Origin of the sequence: Pseudoalteromonas sp. 1CM17D, from assembly GCF_023161805.1 — a bacterium.
Lineage (GTDB): Bacteria > Pseudomonadota > Gammaproteobacteria > Enterobacterales > Alteromonadaceae > Pseudoalteromonas > Pseudoalteromonas atlantica.
In genome coordinates this window covers 68,040-92,352 of the sequence record NZ_JALNTP010000011.1, presented here as the reverse complement: position 1 = coordinate 92,352, position 24,313 = coordinate 68,040, and the positions used below count along the sequence as shown (strand labels likewise).

Here is a 24,313-nt window from a genome sequence, read left to right as displayed (position 1 = left end):
CCCCCTTAGCTCAGTTGGTTAGAGCGACGGACTGTTAATCCGCAGGTCCCCCGTTCGAGTCGGGGAGGGGGAGCCAATCATAAGAATTTCATAGACATTTCAGTAATTTTCCACTACTCTTCTGCTTTATAACTAAAACATAATATCTATTCTAATGTGTTGCTATTAGTTGAATGATCAAGGACCTGATTCCTTTCCTTTTGAACTATTAAAAGATTGATAACATGGCTGGCTTTAAAAAACTTATTTTTATACAAATCCTGTCTTGGCTTGTATGTGTTGCGGCTGGAAGCTACTTCATATCTGTAAGCTTTAATAATGCAGTAAGTGAAGCACAAACTTCAGCGCAAACCAGCGTAACACGTTACATTAACAGCTTAACTAGTGATGAGCTTTCGCCTGAAAGTATAAAAAAAGCGATTGGCGATGGTAAAACGTTTTCAAGCTTTATACTAAGAGACTACCAAGGGGCTGAGGTATTTTCAGTTAACTCCCCTACCCAGCTGCCCATGTTTGCTGAATTTATTCAATCTAGCTTTAATTCGGTTCGCCCACAGTTTGCCGTTAACGACGCTGCAGATATAAAAGTAGAATTTACCCTCAACATTGAACGTTTAGCGCAGCAGCTACAAACCTCGTTATTTATAGTTATATTTATTTCTGCCTTTTTAGTGATTATTCCTATCATATTAATGAAGTCTATTTTTCTTAGCTTAAATAAAAATATCAGCATGACCGTTGCCGATGTAATAGACATTTATATTAACCAAAATCAAATTGGCGACGACTTAGACACCGCACTTGATGCAAGTAAAATGAAAAAGCTAGGTAAAGATTTAGTCCCGAGCTTTAATCGCCTTTCGCATTTTTTAAAAAATAAAAATGATGATATTCAAAACGCTGCCCTAAGTATCAAACAAGAAGCCTATAAAGATGTAATTACCGAATTAGGTAACCGTAATATGTTTGTTGAATATTACGAAAAACACATCGAAAACAGTGAGCGCAGTACGTTTGGTTCGTTAGCGCTTGTACGCTGTAGTGAGCTGCAAACTATAAACCAAAGCCGTGGCTACCAAAAAGGTGATGACTACGTTAAAGGTGTGGCGGATATAATTAAGCATATAAGCGGCACTTACACTGGCAGCCAAGTATTTAGGCTAAATAGCTCAGACTTTGCCATTGTACTACCTAATACCCCACTTAAAGAAGCAGAGCGTTTTGGTGAAAACCTGCAATCGCGCTTTACTCAATATCAACAAAATCAAGAGCTAAGCTCTGTGGCTAACACAGGTATTGTGGGCTACGAAAAAGGCAAACCGCTGGGTGAGCTATTATCGGTTGTCGATAACGCAATGAGCATGGCGCAATCTAAGCAAGTAAATGCATGGCATGTGCAGCGCGAAACCGATTTAGTTAATAATGTAAGTGCTGGGTTTGGTAACCAAAACTGGCGTAAAGTGATTAACGAAGTGATTGAATCAAAACGCGTTCACTTAGTAATGCAAAATATTATGCCGCTGGGTAAAAGCATTAAGGCGTATGCAGAGATACAAGTGCGCTTTAAAACCGAAGATAACCAAGTACTTCCTACGGCCTCGTTTTTAGCCATGGCTGAAAAACTCGATATGGCCATAGAAATTGACCGCTTAATTATTGACTCATCACTTGAAAAAATTAAAAGCCGTAACCTCTCTGAAAAGTTTTTTGGCCTGAATGTAACCGCCTCAAGTGCACATAACGATCAATTTGTTATTTGGTTAGAGCGCCGCTTATTAAAAGATACGCATATAGCCTCTAAATTAGTATTTGAAGTAAGTGAGTTTGGCCTACAGCAAAATATTAAAGCCAGTAAACGCTTTATTGATATGGTGCATCGCGTAGGTGCCCGCGTAACGGTTGAACGCTTTGGTGTAGGACTAACGTCGTTTAAGTTTTTCCGTGATTTAAAACCAGACTTTATTAAAATGGATGCAAGTTACACCCGCGGCCTAGAAGATGATAAAAACAATCAATACTTTATGCGCCTAATGGTTGATTTAGCCCACCGCATTGGTGTGAGTGTGTTTGCAGAGGGCGTTGAAAGCCAAGAAGAAAAACACATTGTAGAAACGCTTTGCCTAGACGGCGTACAAGGTTATTACATAGAAAAACCTAAAGATATTTAGCACCTCCCCTTAATGAAAGTAAAAAAGAGCACATGTGCTCTTTTTTGCGTTTAACTGTTTAATTTTTCGCTTACTTTAAAATCACATAAATTTTACAGCTTTGTGATCGCTTAATTATTTTACTGTGTTTATTTAACTGATAACGACTCGCATATGTTGTTTATCGGGGCAGAAAAAAGGATAATACACAGGATTTTAATAGCGCGAGGCACACATGACAGAATATGTCTTGTTATTGATTGGAACCGTTCTAGTTAATAACTTTGTATTAGTACAATTTTTAGGCTTATGTCCATTTATGGGTGTATCAGGCAAGCTTGATACCGCTATTGGTATGTCTTTAGCAACCACGTTTGTGCTTACTCTTGCCTCTGTTACAAGCTATTTAGTTAATCAATATATTTTAGCGCCGCTAGATATCGAATTTTTACGCACCATGAGCTTTATTTTAGTGATTGCCGTTGTGGTGCAATTTACTGAAATGGTTGTGCGTAAAACTAGCCCGACTTTATACCGTTTACTGGGTATATTTTTACCGCTGATCACCACTAACTGTGCGGTATTAGGTGTTGCGCTTCTTAATATAAAAGAAGATCACACCTTTTTACAATCGGCCGTGTATGGTTTTGGCGCAGCCGTTGGCTTTTCATTAGTACTTGTATTATTTGCAGCGCTGCGCGAACGCCTTGCTGCTGCAGATGTTCCTACCCCGTTTAAAGGCGCCTCAATAGCCATGATCACCGCCGGCTTAATGTCGATGGCGTTTATGGGTTTTACCGGATTAGTGAAGTTTTAATATGACCTTAATGTATGCCTTGATAGCGCTTGGCTCGCTAGCGCTTGTTTTTGGACTTATTTTAGGCTTTGCAGCTATTCGCTTTCGTGTAGAAGGCGACCCAATTGTTGAGCAAATAGATACCATTTTACCGCAAACCCAGTGTGGCCAGTGTGGCTATCCGGGCTGTCGCCCCTACGCTGAGGCAATTGCCAACGGGGATGAAATTAATAAATGCCCACCAGGCGGAGAAGCAACGGTTAAAAAGCTAGCCGATTTAATGGGCGTAGAGCCTAAACCGCTTGCCGGTGGCGAACAAGCAGAGCCGATAAAAACAGTGGCCTATATTCGCGAAGACGAGTGCATAGGCTGTACTAAGTGTATTCAGGCATGCCCTGTGGATGCCATTGTCGGTGCTACACGCCAAATGCACACTGTACTAATAGAAGAATGTACCGGCTGCGATTTATGTGTAGAGCCCTGCCCTGTAGATTGCATTGATATGCTGCCTGTAGCCGAAACAAAACAAAACTGGAAATGGCAACTTGATGCTATTCCTGTCACGCAAATAGATTAGAGGTTTGAGTGGAAAAGTTACTTGAACAAATTAAAAAAGGCACTGTTTGGGCATTCCCGGGCGGCGTGCATCCACCACAACAAAAAACACTCTCTAACAGTGCGCGTATTGCTAGGCTTCCTCTACCTGATAAGTTAGTTGTACCAATTAAACAGCACATTGGTGCTAACGGTAAATTGATTGTAGAAAAAGGCCAACAGGTATTAAAAGGCCAAGCACTAACCGTGCCCGTTGCAAATTGGTCTGTGCCTGTACATGCGCCCAGCTCTGGCACCATAACAGATATTGCTTCTATGCCTTCGGCACATCCATCGGCTTTACCTGAGCTAAGTATTATTATTGAGCCTGATGGCAAAGATCAATGGTGCGAACTAACCCCAATACCTAACCCAAGTGAGCTTAGCCACGATGAATTAGTCGATATAATTCATCAAGCAGGTATAAGCGGTATGGGTGGAGCAGGCTTTCCTACTTATGTAAAAGCCGATATAAAACAACCTATTGAGTTTTTAATTGTTAATGCTGTTGAGTGTGAACCATACATAACAGCCGACGATGTGTTAATGCGTGAACATGCCAAGCAAGTAGTGCAAGGCATTGAGCTAATGCAACAAATTTTAAACCCGACACTGTGTATTGTTGGCATTGAAGATAATAAGCCCGAAGCCATAGCGGCTATGAAAAGTGCCGCAGAGCACAACGCCAATATTGTTATTCAAACGGTGCCTACTGTTTATCCATCGGGCGGCGAAAAACAATTAATTAAATTACTTACAAACCGTGAAGTACCCAGTGGCGGTATTCCTGCCGATATTGGTATTTTAGTGCACAACACAGGAACTTTGTTTGCTGTGCAACAAGCGGTGTACGAAGGTAAACCGCTTATAGAGCGCGTTGTTACAGTAACAGGTAACACCATTCATAATGCAGGTAATGTATGGGCATTATTAGGCACCGAAGTTAAGCACCTGCTTGATTGCCAAGGTTTTTCACCCGTACCCCAGCAGCGCGTTGTAATGGGCGGGCCGATGATGGGCTTTACCTTACCGACTGTGCGTATTGGGGTAATTAAAACCACCAACTGTATTTTAGCCCCCGATCATAAAGAGCTGGCTGAGCCTGGGCCTGAAAAAGCCTGTATACGTTGTAGTGCCTGTGCAGATGCCTGCCCTGCTTCGTTATTACCACAGCAATTACAATGGTTTGCAAAATCAAAAGAATACGACAAATTACAAGAGCACAACTTATTTGATTGTATTGAATGTGGCGCGTGTGCGTATGTATGCCCAAGCGAAATTCCATTGGTGCAGTATTACCGCGTAGCAAAAGTAGAAATAAAAGAGCAGCAAGCCGAAAAAATTAAAGCCGATAGAGCAAAAGAGCGCTTTGACGCCCGTAAAGAACGCCTAGAGCGCGAGCAACAAGAACGTCAAAACCGCCATAAACGTAAACCAGCGGCAAAAACATCAGATGAAAAGCAAAAAGTAGCGGATGCCCTTGCCCGCGTTAAGAGCAAATCATCGGATGGCGATGAAAAATCTGCTGTAGCCGCTGCAATTGCCCGCGCCAAAGCGAAAAAACAGCAAGGTGAAGAGCTAGAGCCAGACAACAGCGAAGTAGCTAAAGAGCGTGCACTTCGTAAAGAAAAAGCACGTAAATATAAAGAACAAAAAGCTGCCGAGGGCGAGTCATCACCATCACCTGATGATAAAAAGTCAGCCGTAGCTGCTGCTATTGCCCGCGCCAAAGCGAAAAAAGCGGCGCAAGCTGAGCAAAGCGCTGAGCCACAAAACGATGAAGCAACCGCCCCAGCTGATGATAAAAAAGCAGCCGTAGCTGCTGCTATTGCCCGTGCTAAAGCGAAAAAAGCGGCGCAAGCTGAGCAAAGCGCTGAGCCACAAAACGATGAAGCTCCCGCCCCAGCTGATGATAAAAAAGCGGCGGTAGCTGCTGCTATTGCCCGTGCTAAAGCTAAAAAAGCGGCGAAAGCTGAGCAAAGTGCAGAGCCACAAAGCGATGAAGCGCCCGCCCCAACTGATGACAAAAAAGCAGCAGTAGCTGCTGCTATTGCGCGTGCTAAAGCTAAAAAAGCGGCGCAAGCTGAGCAAGAAGCAGAGCCACAAAGCGATGAAGCCCCCGCGCCCGCAGATGATAAAAAAGCAGCGGTAGCTGCTGCTATCGCGCGTGCTAAAGCTAAAAAAGCCGCTAAAGCGGCTGCGCAAGCCCAGCAATCAGATGAACCAAGTGCTGCTGAGCAAACAGGTGAAATTGAGCCTGAAAACTCACAAACACACTCTCCTGCTGATGACAAAAAAGCGGCCGTAGCTGCTGCTATTGCCCGCGCTAAAGCTAAAAAAGCAGCTAAAGAAGCAGAGCAATCAGCAGCAAGTGAACACAGCGCACCTGAACAAAGCAATGAGCCACAAACCAGCAGCGGTTCAGACTCTGAGAAAACGGCCTCTGAGCAAACTGCAGCAGAGAAGAAAAAAGCCGCCGTGGCCGCCGCAATAGCGCGCGCCAAAGCTAAAAAGTTACAAAAAGAAGGAAATGATCAGTCATGAAATTAACCATGGCCAGTTCGCCGCACAACCATAGCCATAAGTCGTTAACGCGATTAATGCTAACCGTAATTGCTGCGTGTATTCCTGGGCTAATAGCGCAAGTGGTATTTTTTGGGACTGGCGTACTTATTCAGTTAGTACTGGCACTTGTTGCTGTAAGCGTATTTGAAGCAGCCATTATGTTAATGCGTAAACGCCCTGTTTGGCCTGCATTGAGTGATGGTAGTGCTTGGCTTACTGGTGTGCTGTTAGCACTGAGTATTCCGCCGCTGGCGCCTTGGTGGGTCATTATTATTGGCTGTTTATTTGCCATTGTGATTGTAAAGCAACTTTATGGTGGGCTTGGCTTTAACTTATTTAACCCAGCAATGGCCGCATACGTACTACTTTTAGTCTCGTTTCCGGTGCAAATGACCGCTTGGTTACCCGTTACCGATTTACTTAATGCCCCAATTGGCTTTATTGACCAACTACGCCTTATATTTACTGATTTTACCGCTCTGGGCTTTAGTGTTGATCAAGTCCGTGCCGGCGTTGATGGTCTCACCATGGCCACCCCGCTTGATACAGTTAAAACCGATGTAGCACATGGTCTAACCGTTAGCGAAAGTATGCAAAAACCGATTTTTTCTCAATGGGCTGGGCTTGGTTGGCTATGGGTTAACCTAGGCTTTTTAGCCGGTGGTTTATACCTTTTAAAAGCTAAAATTATAAACTGGCATATTCCAGTAAGCTTTATAGGCTCACTAGCGCTGTGCAGTGCCATTGGCTATATTGCCGCGCCGGGTACCGAGCCGGGTATGGTCTTTCACCTATTAAGTGGCGCGACCATGATGGGCGCATTTTTTATCGCAACCGATCCTGTTTCGGCTGCAACTACCAATAAAGGGCGCTTAATTTATGGCGCATTAATTGGCTTGTTGGTGTATTTAATTCGCACCTTTGGTGGCTTCCCTGATGCGGTAGCCTTTAGTGTATTATTAATTAATATTGCTGTACCGCTGATTGATTACTACACCCAACCACGCACTTATGGCCACGGAGCATTAAAATGATTATTTCATCAATGGCTAAAAATGGCGCGATATTAACAGCCTTTGCACTGATAACAACAGGCTTAGTTGCCTCAATTGATGCCTTTACCGCCGATAAAATTGCCGAGCAAGAACGCTTGCAACTAACCTCACAATTACAAGAGGTATTAAACCCAAGCAGCTACGATAATCAGCTCAATACAAATTGCGTAATTATGAGCGACGAACAACTTGGTCCTTACCCCGAGCAAGTTATTTACCGCGCTTATAAAAATCAGCAACCTGTTGCACTTGTAATAAGACACATAACACCTAGTGGTTACAGTGGCGATATTAACTTATTAACCGCCGTACTTGCTGATGGCACCATTGCCGGCGTTCGCACTACTAAGCACGAAGAAACGCCCGGCTTAGGCGACAAAGTAGAAGTTAAAAAGTCGCTATGGATCACTACATTTAACGATTTAACGGTTCAAAGTGAAGACGATGCCCGTTGGGCGGTAAAAAAGGATGGCGGCCAGTTTGACCAATTTACCGGTGCAACAATTACCCCTCGCGCCGTGGTAGGCTCGGTAAAAAATGCCGTATTATTTGCAAAAACTAACTTTGACGCCATTTTTAAACAGCCTAATGCTTGCCAAGAGGTAACCCAATGAGTGAGTTAAAAACCTTATACAAAGAAGGCGTATGGGCTAATAACCCCGCGCTTGTTCAGCTACTCGGTTTATGCCCGCTTTTAGCTGTTACATCAACTGTAACCAACGCGCTCGGCCTAGGGTTAGCCACTTTATTAGTTTTAGTAGGCTCTAATATTACTGTTTCAGTTGTGCGTAATTGGGTGCCTAAAGACATTCGTATACCGGTATTTGTCATGATTATTGCAGGCTTTGTGACCATAGTTCAGCTACTTATGAATGCGTACACCTTTGGTTTGTATCAATCATTAGGCATATTTATTCCACTAATAGTAACTAACTGCGCCATTATTGGCCGTGCAGAGGCGTATGCCTCTAAAAACCCTGTGCACCTGTCTGCATTCGACGGCCTAATGATGGGCTTAGGCTTTATGGCCGTACTGTTAGTGCTAGGTGCAATGCGCGAACTGATAGGCCAAGGTACATTATTCGATGGAGCCGATTTGCTCCTAGGGCCATGGGCACAAAGCCTACGCTTGGAAATATTTAGTTTCGATAGCCAGTTTTTACTCGCTATTTTACCACCCGGCGCCTTTTTAGGGCTTGGGCTGCTAATAGCAGCAAAAAATGTTATTGACGCACAAATAAAATCAAAACAAGTAACGCCGCCAGAAGCCGAAAAAGGCCCACGCGCACGTGTTACTAGCTTAACTTAAGGGGAAAACGCATTAACGCTATTAGCTAATGCGTTTTAAGTTGCATGAATAAAGAAAAACGTCACCAAATACTCTCGCGCTTGCGCGAGCAAAACCCGCATCCAGAAACCGAGCTTGAATACTCAAGCCCATTTGAGCTACTAGTAGCCGTTACGCTCTCTGCACAAGCCACCGATGTAGGGGTAAATAAAGCCACCCGTAAATTATTTCCGGTTGCTAATACGCCACAAGCCATTTTAGATATTGGCCACGATGCGCTTCGCGATTATATAAAAACCATTGGCTTATTTAATTCAAAAGCCGCAAACGTGTACAAAATGTGCCAAATATTGGTTGATCAACATAACGGCATTGTTCCCGAGAACCGCGAAGCTCTAGAAGCCCTACCCGGTGTTGGCCGAAAAACCGCAAATGTCGTACTCAACACAGCTTTCGGCTGGCCAACCATTGCCGTAGACACGCATATTTTTCGTGTTTCAAACCGCACCAAATTTGCGATGGGCAAAGATGTAGTCGCCGTTGAGCAAAAGCTTGAAAAGGTTGTTCCTAAAGAATTTAAAGTAGATGTACACCACTGGTTAATACTACACGGACGCTATACCTGCGTTGCCCGTAAGCCTAAATGCGGCAGCTGTATTATTGAAGACTTGTGTGAGTTTAAGGATAAGACGGAATAGCTTTAATGCGCTTTGGGCAAGAAGCAGTCATTATCATCAGCAATTACTAATGACTTCAAATAGGCATTAGTAATTGCTGATGACTTCAAATAGGCATTAGCTGACATCAGTTTTTTGGTTGATAAAATCAGCTAAATTCTCTAATAATGTATTCAGTATCACTAGGGCACTACAATAGACTTTTAGTACGCTTTATTTTAAGTAGCATTTCGAGATACACAATGTTCATCGTGTGTTCGCTTTCATTTTCGGTTTTAAACACCTATAAAGAACTAACACACCAAATAATTTAATTCTGTTGTAAAATCTCAACCATTTTCTGAGCGACAAGTGATGAGGATAGGTGATTTTGTCCTGTGACTATGCGCCCGTCGACTTCAACATGTGGTGTATTTCTGGCTGAATAGAAAAATTGACCTCCTCTGCTTTCAATGGTTTTTTGAATTAAGAATGGAAACTCTTTGAAGTAAGCGCGTGACTGATTTTCATAAGAATCAGGATAGCCTGATATCCGCTTGCCTGCCACTAGGTATTTACCCTCTTTCGTTTTTAAGTTAACAATCCCTGCGGTTCCATGGCAAACAGACGATACGATCCCTTGTTGCTCTTCATAAATAGTCATGGCGATTTTTTGTATGGCAACATTATCAGCAACCCCATACATCGCATTGCCTCCACCAACATAGTGAACGGCTAGGTAATTAGCTGGGTCAATCTGACTTGGCTGCTTAGTATTTTTGATCGCATACATAAAATCAGGTTCGTATAGATATTGCTTATGTATTTCCTCTGATGTATTTATATAGGCGAGTGGGATAGCTCCACCCTCTGGGCTAACAAAATCGATAGTGTAACCAGCCTTTTTAAAAGTGTCGTACGCTTTAACAATTTCTGAGAAACTAACACCCGTTGGTAATTTTGAATCGCCGTGAAAATGAGCATTGGAAACAATAAAAAGTATTCTTTTACCACTCTGTTCAGACGTTTCACTTGTCGCAGCCTTACTTACCACCTTCCAATTACCCGATATTTTTTTTAATAGGAATAAGTCAACATAACGTATAGATTTTTCGGGTATCAAAATTTCAACCTTAGCGGTAGCAATGTCACCTTCGAAATCAATGGATAGTATCTCTCCTATTCTGCCATTAAATTGTCTCTTATCTTTAAACCATGAAGCATATTTATTTGGGCTAACAGGCCATATTTCTTGGCCTTTTTTACTGAGTAATAATCGAGCCTCTTTTGCAAAAGCCCGCTTGATTAAGTCAGGTTCATTGTACGATGTCCCTGTAATATAGTTTTGTAATGTCTGTGTGATTTGAGCCTCATTATCTATTTGAAGTTTTGCTGTCAAATCAAAACTCAATAAGGTGATCAAAAGTAAGAGTGAATATTTCATTGTTTTTCTCCGTAAAGTAACTGTTTATTAGATTAAGGAAAAAACCAGAGAAAACATTAGCGTAGAATAATTCCGTAGTACGAAATTATAATTCCGAAGAGGTTATAAGGCTTTAAACTGCTTTCGGTATTGTGCAGGTGTTATATTTTCAAATTGTTTAAATGATGAATAAAAAGTAGATTGAGAGTTGTAACCGCAAGCTTCTGAAATTAACTCAATCGTCATGTATGAGTTTTCAACCAACAGCCTTTTCGCTTCTTCGATACGAAGCTCATTAACATACAGGGCAAAAGATTTATTCAAGTTATCGTTTAACAATTGCGATAACTGAGGCACAGATAATTGCAGTTTTTTCGCTAATATAGGTAAGGTTAAATTGGCATTTTTGTAAAGCTGTTCATTAATCATTAGCTCATTTAAACGTGTTATCAGCTGACTTGCTAATTCATGTGCAATTTTTTTATTAGCATAAGTCTGCTCTGAAGGTTTTCCCCCTTTATTAGATATATACCAAAGTGAGAGCGAAACATACAAAATAACTGAAAAAGACAAAGCTCCAGCGATATAAGAAGTATAAGACGCTGTAAAATATGCCAGCCAAATAAAAATCGTGCCGGCAAATACGTTGATACATAACAGTTCTTCTTTTGACAATCGAGTGTTGTCGCCAGCTAAAACAAATAGTTTGGGAAATAATTGAATAGCCGCAGCCATCATATATAAGCCCCAAGTTATATTGATTACTCTATATAACGATCCCCATAGTTCAACATTAGACTGATAAGGGTACAAAACGCCAACACCAAAGATCAAACTAATAAGTAAAGCAAGATGTAACTTCCAATTAAACCTAAGCTTTTCTATATTAGCGGTTTGACTGACGACATAAAAATAAAGCAGTGGACCAATCAAAAAGCATGCAGACAACCCCAGTTGCAAAAACTGCTTGCCTAGCGTTGGATCAAAGTAAAACCAAATTGATTTAGAAATGCGTAAGCTAATAACTAACATGAGCAACGCTAGTAAACGGCGTTGAATTGACGCGGGATTAGAAAAAAGTAAATAGGCAGTCAACAACAGTCCATTAAAGGCACCTAACGCACTGAAGAAAAAAAGTAACTGACTATTCATTTCACGGTATGTTTATTAGTGGCTATATTGAAAGTAGTCTACGTTGCATAAAGAGGGATGTCTATATTCATAACCTTTTGCAAATTGATTTTAATATTTACCTACCTGCTTTTAACAGTGCTACGAACGGCTTAGACTTAAAGCTGCCTTTTTAAATTCAGTAGTCAATCTCCTCTAATGACAAAAAAACAGAAACCACTCTATGAACTCCCAATATCTACCATCCTTATATTTCGGCTTGCCGACCATTTCCGTAGACACGCATATTTTTCGTGTTTCAAACGGCACCAAATTTGCTATGGGTAAAGATGTAGTCGCTGTAGAACAAAAGCTTGAAAAGGTTGTCCCTAAAGAATTTAAAGTAGGCGTACACCACTGGTTAATACTACACGGACGCTACACCTGGCAGCTGTATTATTGAAGACTTGTGTGAGTTTAAAGACAAGACTGAATAGTTCTTCTGCTGTTCGTGAAATTCACATGTGAAGTTTTGACATAGAATCAAAACTTCAAACTGCACAGTAAGGTGGACTATTTAGTTCTAAAAGTTGCGCTTTAACCATTTAGAAATGCCAGTTGATTAAATAACTATTTCAAATTTTTTATAATAGCCATTCCAGTTTTTCTCATCAGCCCAGCTGCCTCAGGAAAACTACTGTTGGTCACAATCGATACAGCGATATTACGATCTGGAAAAATAATCATCCAATTTTGTGTGCCTTCCAATCCACCATGGTGAATGTAATAACATCCTAAGTTTTCATCCTCTGCAGCAATCCATGAATAAGCGATATGATCAGTACCACCTACATGAAACAGCCTTCTATGTGATTCTTTAATGGCTTTATTTTCTTCTTTTAGTTGCAATTTCATATATTTTACAATATCTGACATATTAGTTTTTATATAACCACTGCCCCCCCATAGTATTTCAGGAGTAAGATGGGCTTTTGCTACCTCCCCTTTCTCATTATAACCATATGCAACGTCCTTAAGCTGTTCTTGAGCAAGGTTCACTTTCGTATCTTTCATATTAGCTTCTGTTGACAATACTTGCTGTAATAAATTATCAAATGGCATTTGGTAAACAGTTTCTAAGATATATGATAAAAGCTCTATTCCCGCGCTTGAGTAATGGTATTTACCTTTGTTTTCTGAAGGGTTTACATTATTTAATGCCTTTAAAAACGATGTTTTGGATAATGTTTCAGCCCTTAAACCTAAATCTACATAACCTCTTGGTAATCCTGAACTATGAGTCAAAAGCTGTCGAACGGTCACAGAATTTTTTTCAGTACTTAATTTGTCTAGTTTATTATTAATATACTTATTGATGTTATCGTTCAAAGATAGCTTTCCATCTTTCACAGCATAAGCGGTAATCAACCCTGTCATGGTTTTACTTACAGACCCTATTTCATAAATTGTGTTATCTGTCGGGGTGTTTTTTTTATGCCTTGTGAGTTCACCAAAATGTAAAATAACTGAATCCGTTTCCGTAACGACCCCTATAGATGTAGAAACAAAACGAGAGTCCTGCAAGAGTTGATTAGCGTGCATTGTTATAATGTTTGAAATGTCTTTATTGGAGATTATATCGCTATTTTTAGCTTGCACCTGCCCAAAAAAAGTAAGAAATAAAATGAAAGCTAACGTAATTTTTTTATACATAAAACACCTATTATTTGATTCGCATTAATGTTTTTTATCAAAGCAGTTTTGATTTGATAATAGGGATATTAGTAAGGTTCAAGATTGATTTCGACCGACTATAAAAGTCGAACGTCTTATATTTAAAGGGTTGCGCTAGAAGAGATAAATTTAATCGTTTAAGCGTTCTTTCCTATATTGGGATGGAGTCACTGCAAAATGCTTTTTAAAAGCAGTGTTAAAAGACGATTTTGAATTAAAACCAACTTCTAACAATATCTCTAAAATCGCTTTTTGTTTATTGCTTTTTAAAGAAAGGATATTAGCAGCTTCATTAACTCGATAACTATTTATGAAATCGAAAAAGTGTTGCCCAAGGTGGTGATTGAGTACGATTGAAATTTTTAAGGCCGGTATATTTAATTGCTTTGCCAACGTGTCAATGTTTAGTGATGGATTCAGGTAAGGTTTATTTAGCGACATATGGCACTTAATTGTGGATAACACTCTTTGTGCTTCATTAACATCAACAACGTCACTTGGGTTCTGTGGAGGTTTTTTTGGTTCAAATGATTTAACCTTTGAGCTAATACCTTGAGATATGGAAGGGTTATGAAGTGTTTGCCATAATATCCAACAAACAAAAAATAGTGTGACTACCATCATTAGAGTAGTTAATAAGTTCAATAGTCCTTGTAGCTCGGTAAATTTAATAATATTACGCACCACAACAATGGTGAAATCAATTAAAAAAACCATCATAAAATTGTTTAGCCACTGCTTATTGAGTATTTCAATATCTGAATAGTTATTTAAAACAGTCAATTTATAGCGGTTTAACTTCTTAAAAATCAATGCAAGATAAATGAACATTTGTAAGTAGAGCACTACATGAACAAACAACACTTCAAACAAGGGTTCATGGTTGTTATAAAAGGCCATTTTTGCAATGTCATCTCCAAGATGGAAGCGCGGGATAAAGATTAAACATACAATAATAAACGGGATAGCATGCAGAAGGTCTTTAGCTTTAAGTTTTAAGTCACTATAAACAATTGATTTTACGTAAAAATAAAGTATTGGCGCTGTCAGAACCGAAAAGTTAGCACGAAACATATCTAAATTTAAATGCGCACCATAAAAACTAGTGAAAATAAAATTACTGATATCAAATGCAGTGACGGATAAAAACACAGCTAAAATTCTATTACTTAATTGATTACCGGAATGAATATTGAGCAGAAATACCGCAACTAATAAGTGAGTGAAAAAAACTAGTAATGCAATACTCTCGGTCATTTTAGTTATTTTAGTTATTTTAGTTATTTGGTGAACCATACATCATAAATGACAACCAGGCTATGTTTCAAACTAAGTAATATCAGAGCTATAAATAGAGAGAAAAATAGGCAGGGTTATGCGCTCACTCAATTTAATTAACAAGTTTGCTACTTTAGAAAACAATCAAATTTGCCTTATAAAGTTAATACTAAAACATACTATTTAAGAAATTTCGCTCTAAAATGAACACACCATCTAGTTTACTTATAATTTGGCTGGCCAACCATAGCCGTAGACACGCATATTTTTCGTGTTTCAAACCGCACCAAATTTGCGATGGGCAAAGATGTAGTCGCCGTTGAGCAAAAGCTTGAAAAGGTTGTCCCTAAAGAATTTAAAGTAGACGTACACCACTGGTTAATACTACACGGGCGCTACACTTGCGTTGCCCGTAAACCTAAATGCGGCAGCTGTATTATTGAAGACTTGTGTGAGTTTAAAGAAAAAACAGAATAACCTCGAATAACTCTATTTTGGGTATTTTGAAAGTAAGACAGCTAATTAATTAGCTGTCTGTCGAGTCTATATTATTTATAAATTGCGCCATATTTACTAAACGCTCACCGACAATAAATGCAATGGTGCGTTTAACCCAAGGAGTTGCGATATTTGTGTAGTTTAGTTTAGCTAGTACGCAGCTTGTAATTATTAAAAGTAGTAATGATGACACGCTGTAAAACCAAACCATGTGTTGCTCTAGGTGTGCAAATAAGTCAATTTCAAATAGCACGTCAAAGCCAATAAAAACATAAGCCATATAAAAAGGTGCAGACATAAGCAACAACTTAGTTAGTTGTAATTTATGTGAGCAAAGGCGGTAAACGTCTTTTTGAAGTTGGCTAATTGGCTTTGCATAATCAACGTTAGCAATATGCACTATTTGGCCGATATTACCTGCAAGGCCAGCAATGGAAAATACACTCAGTATCAACGCAGATATTGAAGGCGCTGAAACACTAAAGTTATTTGCAATGTACTGCCCCAATAAAACAATAATAAAAAAGAAGGCTGCGCTTTCAATAATACGTGCCCACTTCATAGTATTAAGCTCTTTCATTTGGTTATTCACTTTTGTTTCGCTCAGCAGTGATTGGTTTATTGTAATGACCGATTCGTTAACACTATTTTGCTGCTGCCATGTGTTTTTAATGTTATCTAAATTCATTTTAAGCCCCCTGTTTTTCAAATTGATTTTTTAGTGTTTCTTTAATGCGGCCAATTCGCGTAGCGACGTTGGTTTTACTTATGCCTAAACTCGTCGCTATGCTTTGATGGGGTTCGCCTTCTAAATACAGCAATACTATGGCTTTATTTAACTTATCGAGCTTTGCTATAAATTCATAAAGCTGCTTAACCTCTTCGCTTTTATCATTGTGCGCTGATAGGTCGGCTATGTGCACAATGCACTGCTCACTTTCATTGGCTTTATCTTCTCGTTTACTGTCTTTGCGGTAATAGGAAATCGCCACATTCAGTGCTATTCGGTACATCCATGTAGAAAACTTATAGTCTTTGTCGTATTTATCATAAGCAAGCCACATGGTGGTGAGTATTTCTTGCGCTAGGTCTTGCCTGTCGTGTTGGTTTTGACAGTATGAGTTAACAACTTTATAAATAATGCCTTTATGCTGCTCCATTGTTTGAGCAAATAGTGCTTTTTTATTGGTGTTCATTTACGCATAAATCCATCATCTAAATTAATCTCATCACGTAGTTGGCTCATCACAGTTTCATTGTGTTTAATTTCTAATGCACCTGTTTTTAAAAGTAATAAAGTGCGGCGCTTTGGCCTATTCAACGAAACCTGTACACGGTTAAATATAAACATTTTAGCTTTACCATAATACTCACCTAACCTTCTTATTTAGTTATTCGCAGTATCGCTGAAATAATCACAACTATTTAAAAAATAATTATTTGAGGGAGTAATAAGCTAAGTAAAAGAGCAAAGCGAGGAGCTAGCTCTTTTTTCTGCTTTGCTATTAAAAGGGGACTCCTAGTTAAAAGATTTTTTTAATATAGCAATAGTTAATATTATTGTATCTCTGGTTATCAAATATGACTCAGGCTAAAGGTGGTAAAAAAACATACAATCTGCTATTAATAGTGAATAATAATTTAAGGAGGTTTCTGCGTTAGCGCTGTAAGAAACCACATAACTTCAAGGATGTATTTTGCAAAGTAATCATTCAAAATTTCAGCCAAATAAGTGGTCATTATTAAATTTAGCTGTTGCGCTTATACTGGCGGGTGCATTTTATTATTTGGGTCAATTTTCTGTATTTCATTCGATTCTTTTAAGCCTAATTTGTTTTATTTCATTTTTAACCTTATTAATTTTAAAGCGTTGGAAAGCATATATTAACTATTTAAAAGCAATAGGAGATGAGATAGAGCGAGACAGATTTCACTTAGGTGAACACATAGTATCGATGGTTCCTTACATGAACTTACAAATAACAGTTCATGCACGTATGGATGAATCAGCTTTATTAATCAAAAAAGCAAATTGTTATATTTCAATTAATTTAAAAGATATTTGCTCATTTGAGCCAACTGAATATTTCGGACGGCCAATCGCGAAAGTAATTTTGGCCGATAATAAAAACTTAACTCCTGCACTCTATGTACCTTGGTCTGAAGAAATGGCGCTAACTCAAAGTAAAGCTCATGGGTAAACGCCTTTGTTTGCTTATCATGCCATAAAGGTATTAAGCGTTACACTCTAAGACGATACTAAGATTTATAGCGGTTTAACTCTGATACTAAGTGCGTACTTTTAAATACCACCAAATTAGAGGCGCGAGTATCACTATTTCAATACCCACATTTAGCCACTGTTTTGCTACCGAGCCATCTAACATAATGCCAATAAGCCTTGCAATTAAAAGCCCTACGAGTAACGATGACAGTGTTGCCGCTATGCTAGCTTGCCAAGGTACAAGCTGAAAATGAAATTGCAGTAATAAGCCAAAACCAATAAATAACCCCCACCAAATTCTGCGCTCTACGGCCTTAAAAATATCATTAGGAACTGGCTTATTGCTTATCAGCTCAGGATTGGCAGCTAACACTATGCCAAAAATAATGAATACCGCACCAACAACCCTAAAAATGACTGTATTATCCATGATCAATCCCTCAGGCTGGTTGTTTGATCAACTGTTTGAACAATCGATTGCTCAACAAGCTCCTGAGGTAACTCCTTTGCTTGGCTCCACTGCTTTGGCGATTGCCCATACATGCGTTTAAATTCTCGGCTAAATTGTGATGAGCTAACATAGCCTACCGACATGGCCGCCGAACTTACGTTCATACCCGCTGCAATTTTCATCGCGGCGGTATTTAAGCGCATAGATTTAACAAATTGAATCGGCGACATACTGGTCGCATCCTTAAATTTTCGATGCAAAACTGCCCTACTTACGCCAATTTTTGCTGCCATATCGTCTATGGTTATGGTCTCATCTAATCGAGATGCCAAATAATCAATTGAGCGTGCTATGTCGTTTCCTACGCCAAAGGCTTGGTGCACACTACTACCTGCCTGTCCGTTTAATATGGCGTAATATAATTCTCGCAGTCGCCCTTCACCTAAAACCGCAATATCTACAGGGTTGCCTACAAGTTGCAGCAATCGTAGTAATGAATCGGTAAATGAGTCATCCCACGCAGCGAGTGTAAGCCCTTGCGTTTTGGGGCCTGATGCGTGTTTTTTTACACCTTGTGCAGCCATGGTAATAGATAATTCGGTCATCACTTTTGTATCTAGCGATACAATAACGCCTAGCAAGGGGTTCTCAGGTGAAGCCGTGGGTGTACCCGCTTCTACCGGCATAGACATAGGGCAGCACATATAATTATTTTCATCGTATATAAAATGCTTACCATCGAGTATGGCTTCTTTAGCGCCACTGACTATAGCAACAATACACGGCTCGTATACCGCAGGTGCACAGCGCATAGCCTGCGTTACTTTAAACAACTGAACACCTTTAATACCCGTTTCTATTAGCCCTTGGGTATAATTTTCATCGTTGTTTACATCGTTAAAAGACAGGCTATTTTGTATAAGTTGCTTAATGTTGTGTTTGCTCATTCACCCATACCTTTTAAATATAGAATAAATCCAATCTAGCACCGTAAATACACATTCTCAATGCAGCGATACAAATAGGCATATTTTAAAGAGGATATCGCCTAGTTACACCTAGTAGCGAGAGTTATATTACCTAACAAGCACTTTAGAGCAATACGCATAACCCTGTACTGCATATTTATACTTAACTATTGATAGGAATTTAACTAATGAGCGCAACTAACCCATTTGGCCCTTCTGGCTGGACTCCCGACCAACTCAGTTCTTTAGTTGGTAAATGCTATCTAATAACGGGAGCAAATACAGGCGCAGGCTTTGAAGCAACCCGACTATTACTCGCTAAAGGCGCAAAAGTAGTTATGCTCAATCGTAACCCTTTAAAATCAGATGAAGCTATTGCTAAGTTAAAACAGGAGTTTGGCAATAGTACCGATGTGAGCTTTATAAAAATGGACCTAGCAGAGCTTGCATCAGTACGCCATGCAGCCAACGAGGTATTACAAACTGTGCCACACATAGATGCACTTATTTGTAACGGCGCTATTGCGCAGGTCGCGACTCAGCAATTTACTAAAGACGGCTTTGAAAGTCAGTTAGGGGTTAACCACTATGGGCACTTTTTACTGTGTGGTTTGCTATTTAATAAAATAGAGCAATCTAGCGGACGTATTGTTGTAGTGGCCAGTGAAGGCTACAAAATGGGGCTTAAAACGATTCAATTTGATGACATGAATTGGAATAAAAACTACCACCCAAATAAGACCTACTGCCACAGTAAACTTGCACAAATGATGTTTGCTTATGAGCTGCAAAATAAAATAGCCGCCGCCAATAAAAATGTGCAGGTGTTTGTGTGTCACCCAGGTGCAGCTAATACCTCTCTTATTGGCGATAATGTTAACTTTGCAACCCGATTTACCTGGTCATTAATAGTAAAAATGGGCTTAGCACAATCGGCAGAGCAAGGTGCATACCCTGAGGTTATGTGTGCCACCGAGCATAACCTAAAACAACGTGCGTATTATGGCCCATCAGGAAGATGGAATTGGAGCGGCCCCGTAGGAACATGCAAACTTGAGCCGTTTGCTTTAGATCAGCCTGTACTTAGCAAATTATGGGCGGTTACTGAGCAGCACACTGCTTTTAAATGGACAATATAATTGCTAATAGCGAACGTGTGTAGGGTGTAAAAGTAATGAAAAAACCATTAGTAATCGGCCTAATACTTTTACTTTCCCTAACCGGCTGTAAAAGTACCAATAATCCTCCCTGTGCAGTATAAACCTAATGATGAGCTGGTAGTACTTGCCCATGGATTAGGCAGAAGCGATTGGGCAATGCCATATTTTGCCCAGCAGCTTAAACGTGCACATTATAAAGTATGCAGCCTAAATTACGCCTCTTTAGGGCAAAGTGTTGAGGCTGTATTTACTCAAACAACCACACAAATTAATGCCTGTATTGCTAATGCGAGTAAAGTACATTTTGTAGGCCACTCCCTAGGTGGCTTAGTTATTAGAGCCTACTTGCAAAATAACCCTCGGGTATTTAATGATAATACACTTGGAAATGTCGTGTTAATTGGTACGCCTAACAAAGGCAGCGAATTAGCTAATCATTTAAATGGTTCATGGTTAATGCATATAGCCGGCGGTGTAAGCCAATCTTTAATTACAGGCAGTAAGAGTTTGGGCAACACCATAAATGAGCTGGACATTAATTTAGGCGTAATAGCCGGTACTAAAGCATCCACCCTGACACAGCATTATTTTAAAGGTAAAAACGATGGCTTGGTGTCTGTAGAATCAGCCAAACTGAGGGCGTGTTGATTTTTGCGGATTGAAATTTGTTCAATCTAGGGGCGATTAAATCGCGGCGCGAGGTTTGTAACCTAGTGGGCTCGATAACTGCTCCTGCGTTATTCTAATGACTTACATCCCTGTAAGAATAAGTAAAAACCAAGTAAAGCTTCCGCGCCCTGCTCACGCCCCTTACCTACATCCATGTAGGCAACAAAGAGTTTATCGCCCCTAGGCAGAACCCAAAGGGCAGCGCATGTTTGGCATTTATGCAGCGTTATCGCCTATTTATGGGGAATAACCACACTTCACAGGCTCTGCCTTGCCTAAAAACCAAACACACTGCTGCAAATTCAACCATCAAATACCAACACGCCCTACTAATATGCGTGATTTTATTACCCTTGATGTAAGCCACACGGGAATGCGCTACAACCAACAAGTAATACAACACACACTTTATTTTTTGCAAACAGGTGCATTTTTCCCCCCAACACAAAGAACCACGGCCCATTATTAACCACCTAACTGCGGCTAATTTTAGGTAAAAAAAAGCAAGCCATGTGGCTTGCTTTTTAGTGCCCGTTCAAAGGCTACACACTCTCAACATACTTTTTAAAAACGGTAACTTGCACCCAGTGTAATACGACGGTCAGTTAAACCTTGGAAACACAATAGTGCGCTTTCGTTTACACATGATTGGCTAATTTCAGATTCAGTAATATTTACTGCCTCTAAGCCAATATTAAGTTGCTCGTTCACATCGTAACTAATACTTGCATTAAGCTGGCCACGGTCTTCTTGTACCACTGGGAAACCCCAAGGGAAGCTAGACGTACTACCAAAGTCATTTGAACGATACCCTTCACGCCACGTGTAACGCATACGTGCTGATAGGCCAAATTTTTCGTAGTACAGCGTAAAGTTATACGCGTTTTCAGAAAGGTTAAGTAAGCCTTGAATTTCACTTACTTCAATACCTGGCGTACCGGTGGTTGCTGCAAATACATTACTTGCTCTTGAGGTTGCTGAATTTTCGGTTTCACCACCTGAGAACTCTTGAATTGTATAGTTAGCTAATACACCAAAGCCAGATGCCCACCCTAGGTCTTTTTCAAAGCCTGATAGGTCATATTGAAAGGCAAACTCAATCCCTTTTTGGGTAGTTTCACCACTATCGTTTACTTTTGTTTCTGTGCCAACACATACGCCACGGCCATTCTCAGGGCCAAATACATTTATATCTGCAATGGGGTTAAATATACCGCCACCTTCACATGGGTCTGTTAAGTCGCGATACCCTGTTACAGGGTCTTCAACTGGCGAGGTTAACTGATTTACGTGTAAGTCTTTACGTGTTTTATGAAAAATACCTACGCTAAATACACTTGCCTCTGCAAAATACCACTCTGCCGATAAATCGTAAGACAGTACTTCTTCAGGTTTCAGTGCTGGGTTACCAAATTCAACTTCGTCATTTGGACTTGTGCTGTAAGTAATAGACGTTGATAAGTCGTTATAATCAGGGCGACGAATATCTTTACCAACACCAAAGCGTACAAGTACATCTTCTGATACATCAGCCACCAGGTTTAAACGAGGTAAAATAAAGTCATAGTCTGATTCATTGGTAATACGCGTTACCAGTTCATTACCACTACCATCTTGAGTAACCGAGTTACCGGTAGACTCTACGTCTGTTTGAATGTAACGCACACCAATATTACCGCGTACCATTTCGTACTCAAAGTTAGCTTGTGCATATAGCGCATGGGTGATTTCTTCTATATCAAAAAAACCTGCAGAACTTGAAGTAGGTGCATTTAATGTTTTGCTTGAACCATGCGCAGTCATCGCTGCTTGTAATGTGGCAAGTACCGCATCAGAGTCTGACGCCACAAGCTCTGGATCAATAAGTAAAAAGTCGCCTATGTATAACGAGCGGCCATCAGCTTCGTTAAAGTTATCTGGGCCTGCCACTAATAAGTCGGCAAATAAATCACCTGTTGGGCTATCAGCCATGGTTCTTAAACCAATGCTTGATGTAATTTCGTTTTGTTTGCTTTGTGATTTACTGTAGCGGTAACCAAAATCAATAGAGGTTACAATTGAGTCTGTGTAATAGGTTGAATCAATACGAAACGCATCTTCAGAGTTTTCAACGGTATCTTGACCAATATTTACATCACGTAGCACTACATTTGCAGGGTCTAGTAGTTGTTCAACCGTTGGCGCGTACTCTGCCCCCTCTGCAATACCAAATGCCAATGCGCCACCAGATAAGTCATACTCAAACGGCACACTATTATCATTACCGCCACCAGCATCTAATGGCACATTAGGGTTAATAAAGTTAAGCGTTGTATTAAAGCTAGGCGTAGTTGTATCTGAAGATGATGATGCAATTTCAGCACTAACAAACCACTTATCGCCTTGCCATTCGCCACCGAGTCTAAAAATATTACTGTCGGTAACACGCGAGTTTGTATCACTTGAAAAACGAAGGTTAGGATCGTCATCATCGTTTTCTAAATTAACCGGAATGACACCGCGTAAGGCCGCTTGAATAGACCCAAGGTTGGTACCACCAAGTGAGCCTAAGTTTACGGTTTCAAATTCATCAGGAACCGAAATATCATTAAGCGCACTTACACCAGAAGCCTGTACACGAGAGCTTTCTTGGCGACGTTCTTGATCATTAACCACAGCATCAAAATAAAACTTTGTGTTGTCGTTAGGCGCCCATTCAATGGTACCTACAAAGTTTTTAGTTTCGTATTCGTAGTTATCGTAATCTTGTACAAAAAATTGAATCGGTAAAAAGTCAAAAGACTGAGCGCTGGCTACGCCGCTATCTGCAGTGATAATGTTATCTCTATCTGCACGTGGGCGAAACGCCGTTACATCTTGCTCTGCGTAGCTGCCGCTCACTAACACACCAAATTTACCGTAATCACCTTCCCAGTTATCAGCAAAAGTTCCCGAAAAACGTGGTTGCAAACCGCTATCAGTGCTTAAGCTACTGTGCTCACCTTGCACTCTAATAGTGGCTAGCTGCTCACCTAAATGCAGTGGGCGAATCGTTTTAAGGTTAATAGTACCGCCTACAGAGCCCTCTATTGTTTTCGCTTCAGGCGACTTTATTACCTCTAAGCTTGAAATAATTGACGCTGATACATCTTCAAAGCTAATACCACTTCGACCAGAGCCTGAGCCCACCGTTGATACACCGTTAATTTCGGTACGGTTAGCATCGGTACCACGAATTTGTACACCTGTGCCTACACCCGCTTGGCGTGTAATTTGAATACCCGTTACGTTTTCTAATACTTCAGCGAGGTTTTGATCGGGTAATTTACCAATATCTTCTGACTGAATAATTTCAACTAGGCTATCTGCAGAGCGTTTTTCAGCAAGTGCATTAGTAAGTGATTGACGAATGCCAGATACTTCGATGATCTCTACATCATCTTCTGCAATTGGCTTGGCTTCCTGTGCGTGTGTGGACAAAGAAAGGTTTAATGCTGTGGCAGATATAACTGCTAGCGTAATTTTTGATAACTTGTGATTCATAGTTTTTCCTGTGTGTGTCAGTGCTATGTGTAACTCGCTATATATTTTTTATTAAACGCCTTACCATTTATCTAAATGGTTAACTTAATATTTACAGCAAAAGCACCAAAGGTCAACCTATTGGTAAACCATTTTTTGTAAAAAAAGCAAAAACAGTCATTACCAATAAAAGCCA

21 protein-coding genes, 1 tRNA gene and 2 pseudogenes are annotated in these 24,313 nt (G+C 40.1%); 14 read left to right on the top strand and 10 right to left on the bottom strand.

From position 1 onward, the window contains the following. The 9 genes from MSC25_RS17230 to nth all read left to right on the top strand — a co-directional run bounded on the left by MSC25_RS17230 (position 1) and on the right by nth (position 9,143). Positions 1-76, top strand: a tRNA-Asn gene (locus tag MSC25_RS17230). A gap of 148 nt (positions 77-224) precedes the next feature. Next, on the top strand, positions 225-2,168 hold the full coding sequence (locus tag MSC25_RS17225) for a GGDEF domain-containing protein (RefSeq protein ID WP_024034192.1): 1,944 nt from the start codon (positions 225-227) through the stop codon (positions 2,166-2,168). 214 nt (positions 2,169-2,382) lie between these two features. After that, positions 2,383-2,964, top strand: coding sequence for an electron transport complex subunit RsxA (gene rsxA / locus MSC25_RS17220; protein ID WP_004589478.1), 582 nt, complete (start codon positions 2,383-2,385; stop codon positions 2,962-2,964). A 1-nt stretch (position 2,965) separates the two neighbouring features. Further along, on the top strand, positions 2,966-3,520 hold the full coding sequence (rsxB, locus tag MSC25_RS17215; protein ID WP_004589479.1) for an electron transport complex subunit RsxB: 555 nt from the start codon (positions 2,966-2,968) through the stop codon (positions 3,518-3,520). Positions 3,521-3,528: 8 nt separating this feature from the next. Next, positions 3,529-6,081: an electron transport complex subunit RsxC gene (gene rsxC / locus MSC25_RS17210; RefSeq protein WP_248444038.1), complete on the top strand. Its 2,553-nt coding sequence runs from the start codon at positions 3,529-3,531 to the stop codon at positions 6,079-6,081. Beyond that, positions 6,078-7,136 carry an electron transport complex subunit RsxD gene (gene rsxD, locus MSC25_RS17205; RefSeq protein WP_248444036.1) on the top strand — a complete coding sequence of 353 codons (1,059 nt, stop codon included), beginning with the start codon at positions 6,078-6,080 and terminating at the stop codon, positions 7,134-7,136. The genes rsxC and rsxD overlap by 4 nt, the downstream gene beginning before the upstream one ends. Beyond that, the gene (gene rsxG, locus MSC25_RS17200; RefSeq protein ID WP_004589482.1) at positions 7,133-7,771 is read left to right on the top strand and encodes an electron transport complex subunit RsxG; all 639 of its coding nucleotides are present in this window, start codon (positions 7,133-7,135) and stop codon (positions 7,769-7,771) included. Before rsxD ends, rsxG begins: the two co-directional genes overlap by 4 nt. Then, complete coding sequence (locus MSC25_RS17195; protein ID WP_004589483.1) at positions 7,768-8,466, top strand: electron transport complex subunit E; 699 nt, start codon at positions 7,768-7,770, stop codon at positions 8,464-8,466. Before rsxG ends, MSC25_RS17195 begins: the two co-directional genes overlap by 4 nt. Positions 8,467-8,510: 44 nt before the next feature. Beyond that, positions 8,511-9,143: an endonuclease III gene (nth, locus tag MSC25_RS17190; protein WP_096739366.1), complete on the top strand. Its 633-nt coding sequence runs from the start codon at positions 8,511-8,513 to the stop codon at positions 9,141-9,143. Between the two features lie 289 nt (positions 9,144-9,432). On the opposite strand, the gene MSC25_RS17185 is transcribed toward nth, so the two are convergent. Then, a complete protein-coding gene (locus tag MSC25_RS17185; protein WP_248444035.1) occupies positions 9,433-10,545 on the bottom strand; it encodes a nuclear transport factor 2 family protein in 1,113 nt (370 codons plus the stop codon). Positions 10,546-10,647: 102 nt separating this feature from the next. Continuing rightward, a complete protein-coding gene (locus MSC25_RS17180) occupies positions 10,648-11,676 on the bottom strand; it encodes a helix-turn-helix domain-containing protein (RefSeq protein WP_248444034.1) in 1,029 nt (342 codons plus the stop codon). A 232-nt stretch (positions 11,677-11,908) separates the two neighbouring features. On the opposite strand from MSC25_RS17180, the pseudogene MSC25_RS17175 reads away from it, so the two are divergent. After that, positions 11,909-12,131, top strand: a pseudogene (locus MSC25_RS17175) (endonuclease III); the annotation flags it as partial. 133 nt (positions 12,132-12,264) lie between these two features. Here MSC25_RS17175 and MSC25_RS17170 read toward each other — a convergent pair. Further along, the gene (locus MSC25_RS17170) at positions 12,265-13,347 is read right to left on the bottom strand and encodes a serine hydrolase domain-containing protein (RefSeq protein ID WP_248444033.1); all 1,083 of its coding nucleotides are present in this window, start codon (positions 13,345-13,347) and stop codon (positions 12,265-12,267) included. 150 nt (positions 13,348-13,497) lie between these two features. After that, entirely contained in the window at positions 13,498-14,625 is a 1,128-nt protein-coding gene (locus MSC25_RS17165; protein WP_248444032.1) for a helix-turn-helix domain-containing protein, read from the bottom strand. A gap of 252 nt (positions 14,626-14,877) precedes the next feature. Between MSC25_RS17165 and MSC25_RS17160 the strand changes: the two are divergent. Beyond that, positions 14,878-15,123: pseudogene (locus MSC25_RS17160) on the top strand (endonuclease III); the annotation flags it as partial. Positions 15,124-15,172: 49 nt separating this feature from the next. Here the strand turns inward: MSC25_RS17160 and MSC25_RS17155 are convergent. Genes MSC25_RS17155 through MSC25_RS17145 form a run of 3 tightly spaced genes read right to left on the bottom strand, consistent with a single transcriptional unit; the run spans position 15,173 to position 16,495 of the window. Beyond that, positions 15,173-15,832 (bottom strand): hypothetical protein, encoded by a 660-nt coding sequence (locus MSC25_RS17155; RefSeq protein ID WP_248444031.1) that lies wholly within the window; start codon positions 15,830-15,832, stop codon positions 15,173-15,175. Between the two features lies 1 nt (position 15,833). Beyond that, complete coding sequence (locus MSC25_RS17150; protein ID WP_248444030.1) at positions 15,834-16,340, bottom strand: sigma-70 family RNA polymerase sigma factor; 507 nt, start codon at positions 16,338-16,340, stop codon at positions 15,834-15,836. Further along, positions 16,337-16,495 (bottom strand): hypothetical protein, encoded by a 159-nt coding sequence (locus tag MSC25_RS17145; RefSeq protein WP_248444029.1) that lies wholly within the window; start codon positions 16,493-16,495, stop codon positions 16,337-16,339. The genes MSC25_RS17150 and MSC25_RS17145 overlap by 4 nt, the downstream gene beginning before the upstream one ends. A 346-nt stretch (positions 16,496-16,841) precedes the next feature. Here MSC25_RS17145 and MSC25_RS17140 point away from each other — a divergent pair, with 346 nt between their 5' ends. Beyond that, complete coding sequence (locus MSC25_RS17140; RefSeq protein ID WP_248444028.1) at positions 16,842-17,345, top strand: hypothetical protein; 504 nt, start codon at positions 16,842-16,844, stop codon at positions 17,343-17,345. Between the two features lie 87 nt (positions 17,346-17,432). Here MSC25_RS17140 and MSC25_RS17135 read toward each other — a convergent pair whose 3' ends face one another. After that, positions 17,433-17,798 carry a DUF4345 family protein gene (locus tag MSC25_RS17135; RefSeq protein WP_248444027.1) on the bottom strand — a complete coding sequence of 122 codons (366 nt, stop codon included), beginning with the start codon at positions 17,796-17,798 and terminating at the stop codon, positions 17,433-17,435. Between the two features lie 2 nt (positions 17,799-17,800). After that, complete coding sequence (locus MSC25_RS17130) at positions 17,801-18,766, bottom strand: AraC family transcriptional regulator (RefSeq protein WP_248444026.1); 966 nt, start codon at positions 18,764-18,766, stop codon at positions 17,801-17,803. Between the two features lie 209 nt (positions 18,767-18,975). Between MSC25_RS17130 and MSC25_RS17125 the strand changes: the two genes are divergently transcribed. Both MSC25_RS17125 and MSC25_RS17120 read left to right on the top strand, forming a co-directional pair. After that, on the top strand, positions 18,976-19,926 hold the full coding sequence (locus MSC25_RS17125; RefSeq protein WP_248444025.1) for an SDR family oxidoreductase: 951 nt from the start codon (positions 18,976-18,978) through the stop codon (positions 19,924-19,926). A gap of 111 nt (positions 19,927-20,037) precedes the next feature. Next, positions 20,038-20,595 carry an alpha/beta fold hydrolase gene (locus tag MSC25_RS17120; RefSeq protein WP_248444024.1) on the top strand — a complete coding sequence of 186 codons (558 nt, stop codon included), beginning with the start codon at positions 20,038-20,040 and terminating at the stop codon, positions 20,593-20,595. A 585-nt stretch (positions 20,596-21,180) separates the two neighbouring features. On the opposite strand, the gene MSC25_RS17115 is transcribed toward MSC25_RS17120, so the two are convergent. After that, entirely contained in the window at positions 21,181-24,138 is a 2,958-nt protein-coding gene (locus MSC25_RS17115; RefSeq protein WP_248444023.1) for a TonB-dependent receptor, read from the bottom strand. Between the last annotated feature and the right edge of the window lie 175 nt (positions 24,139-24,313).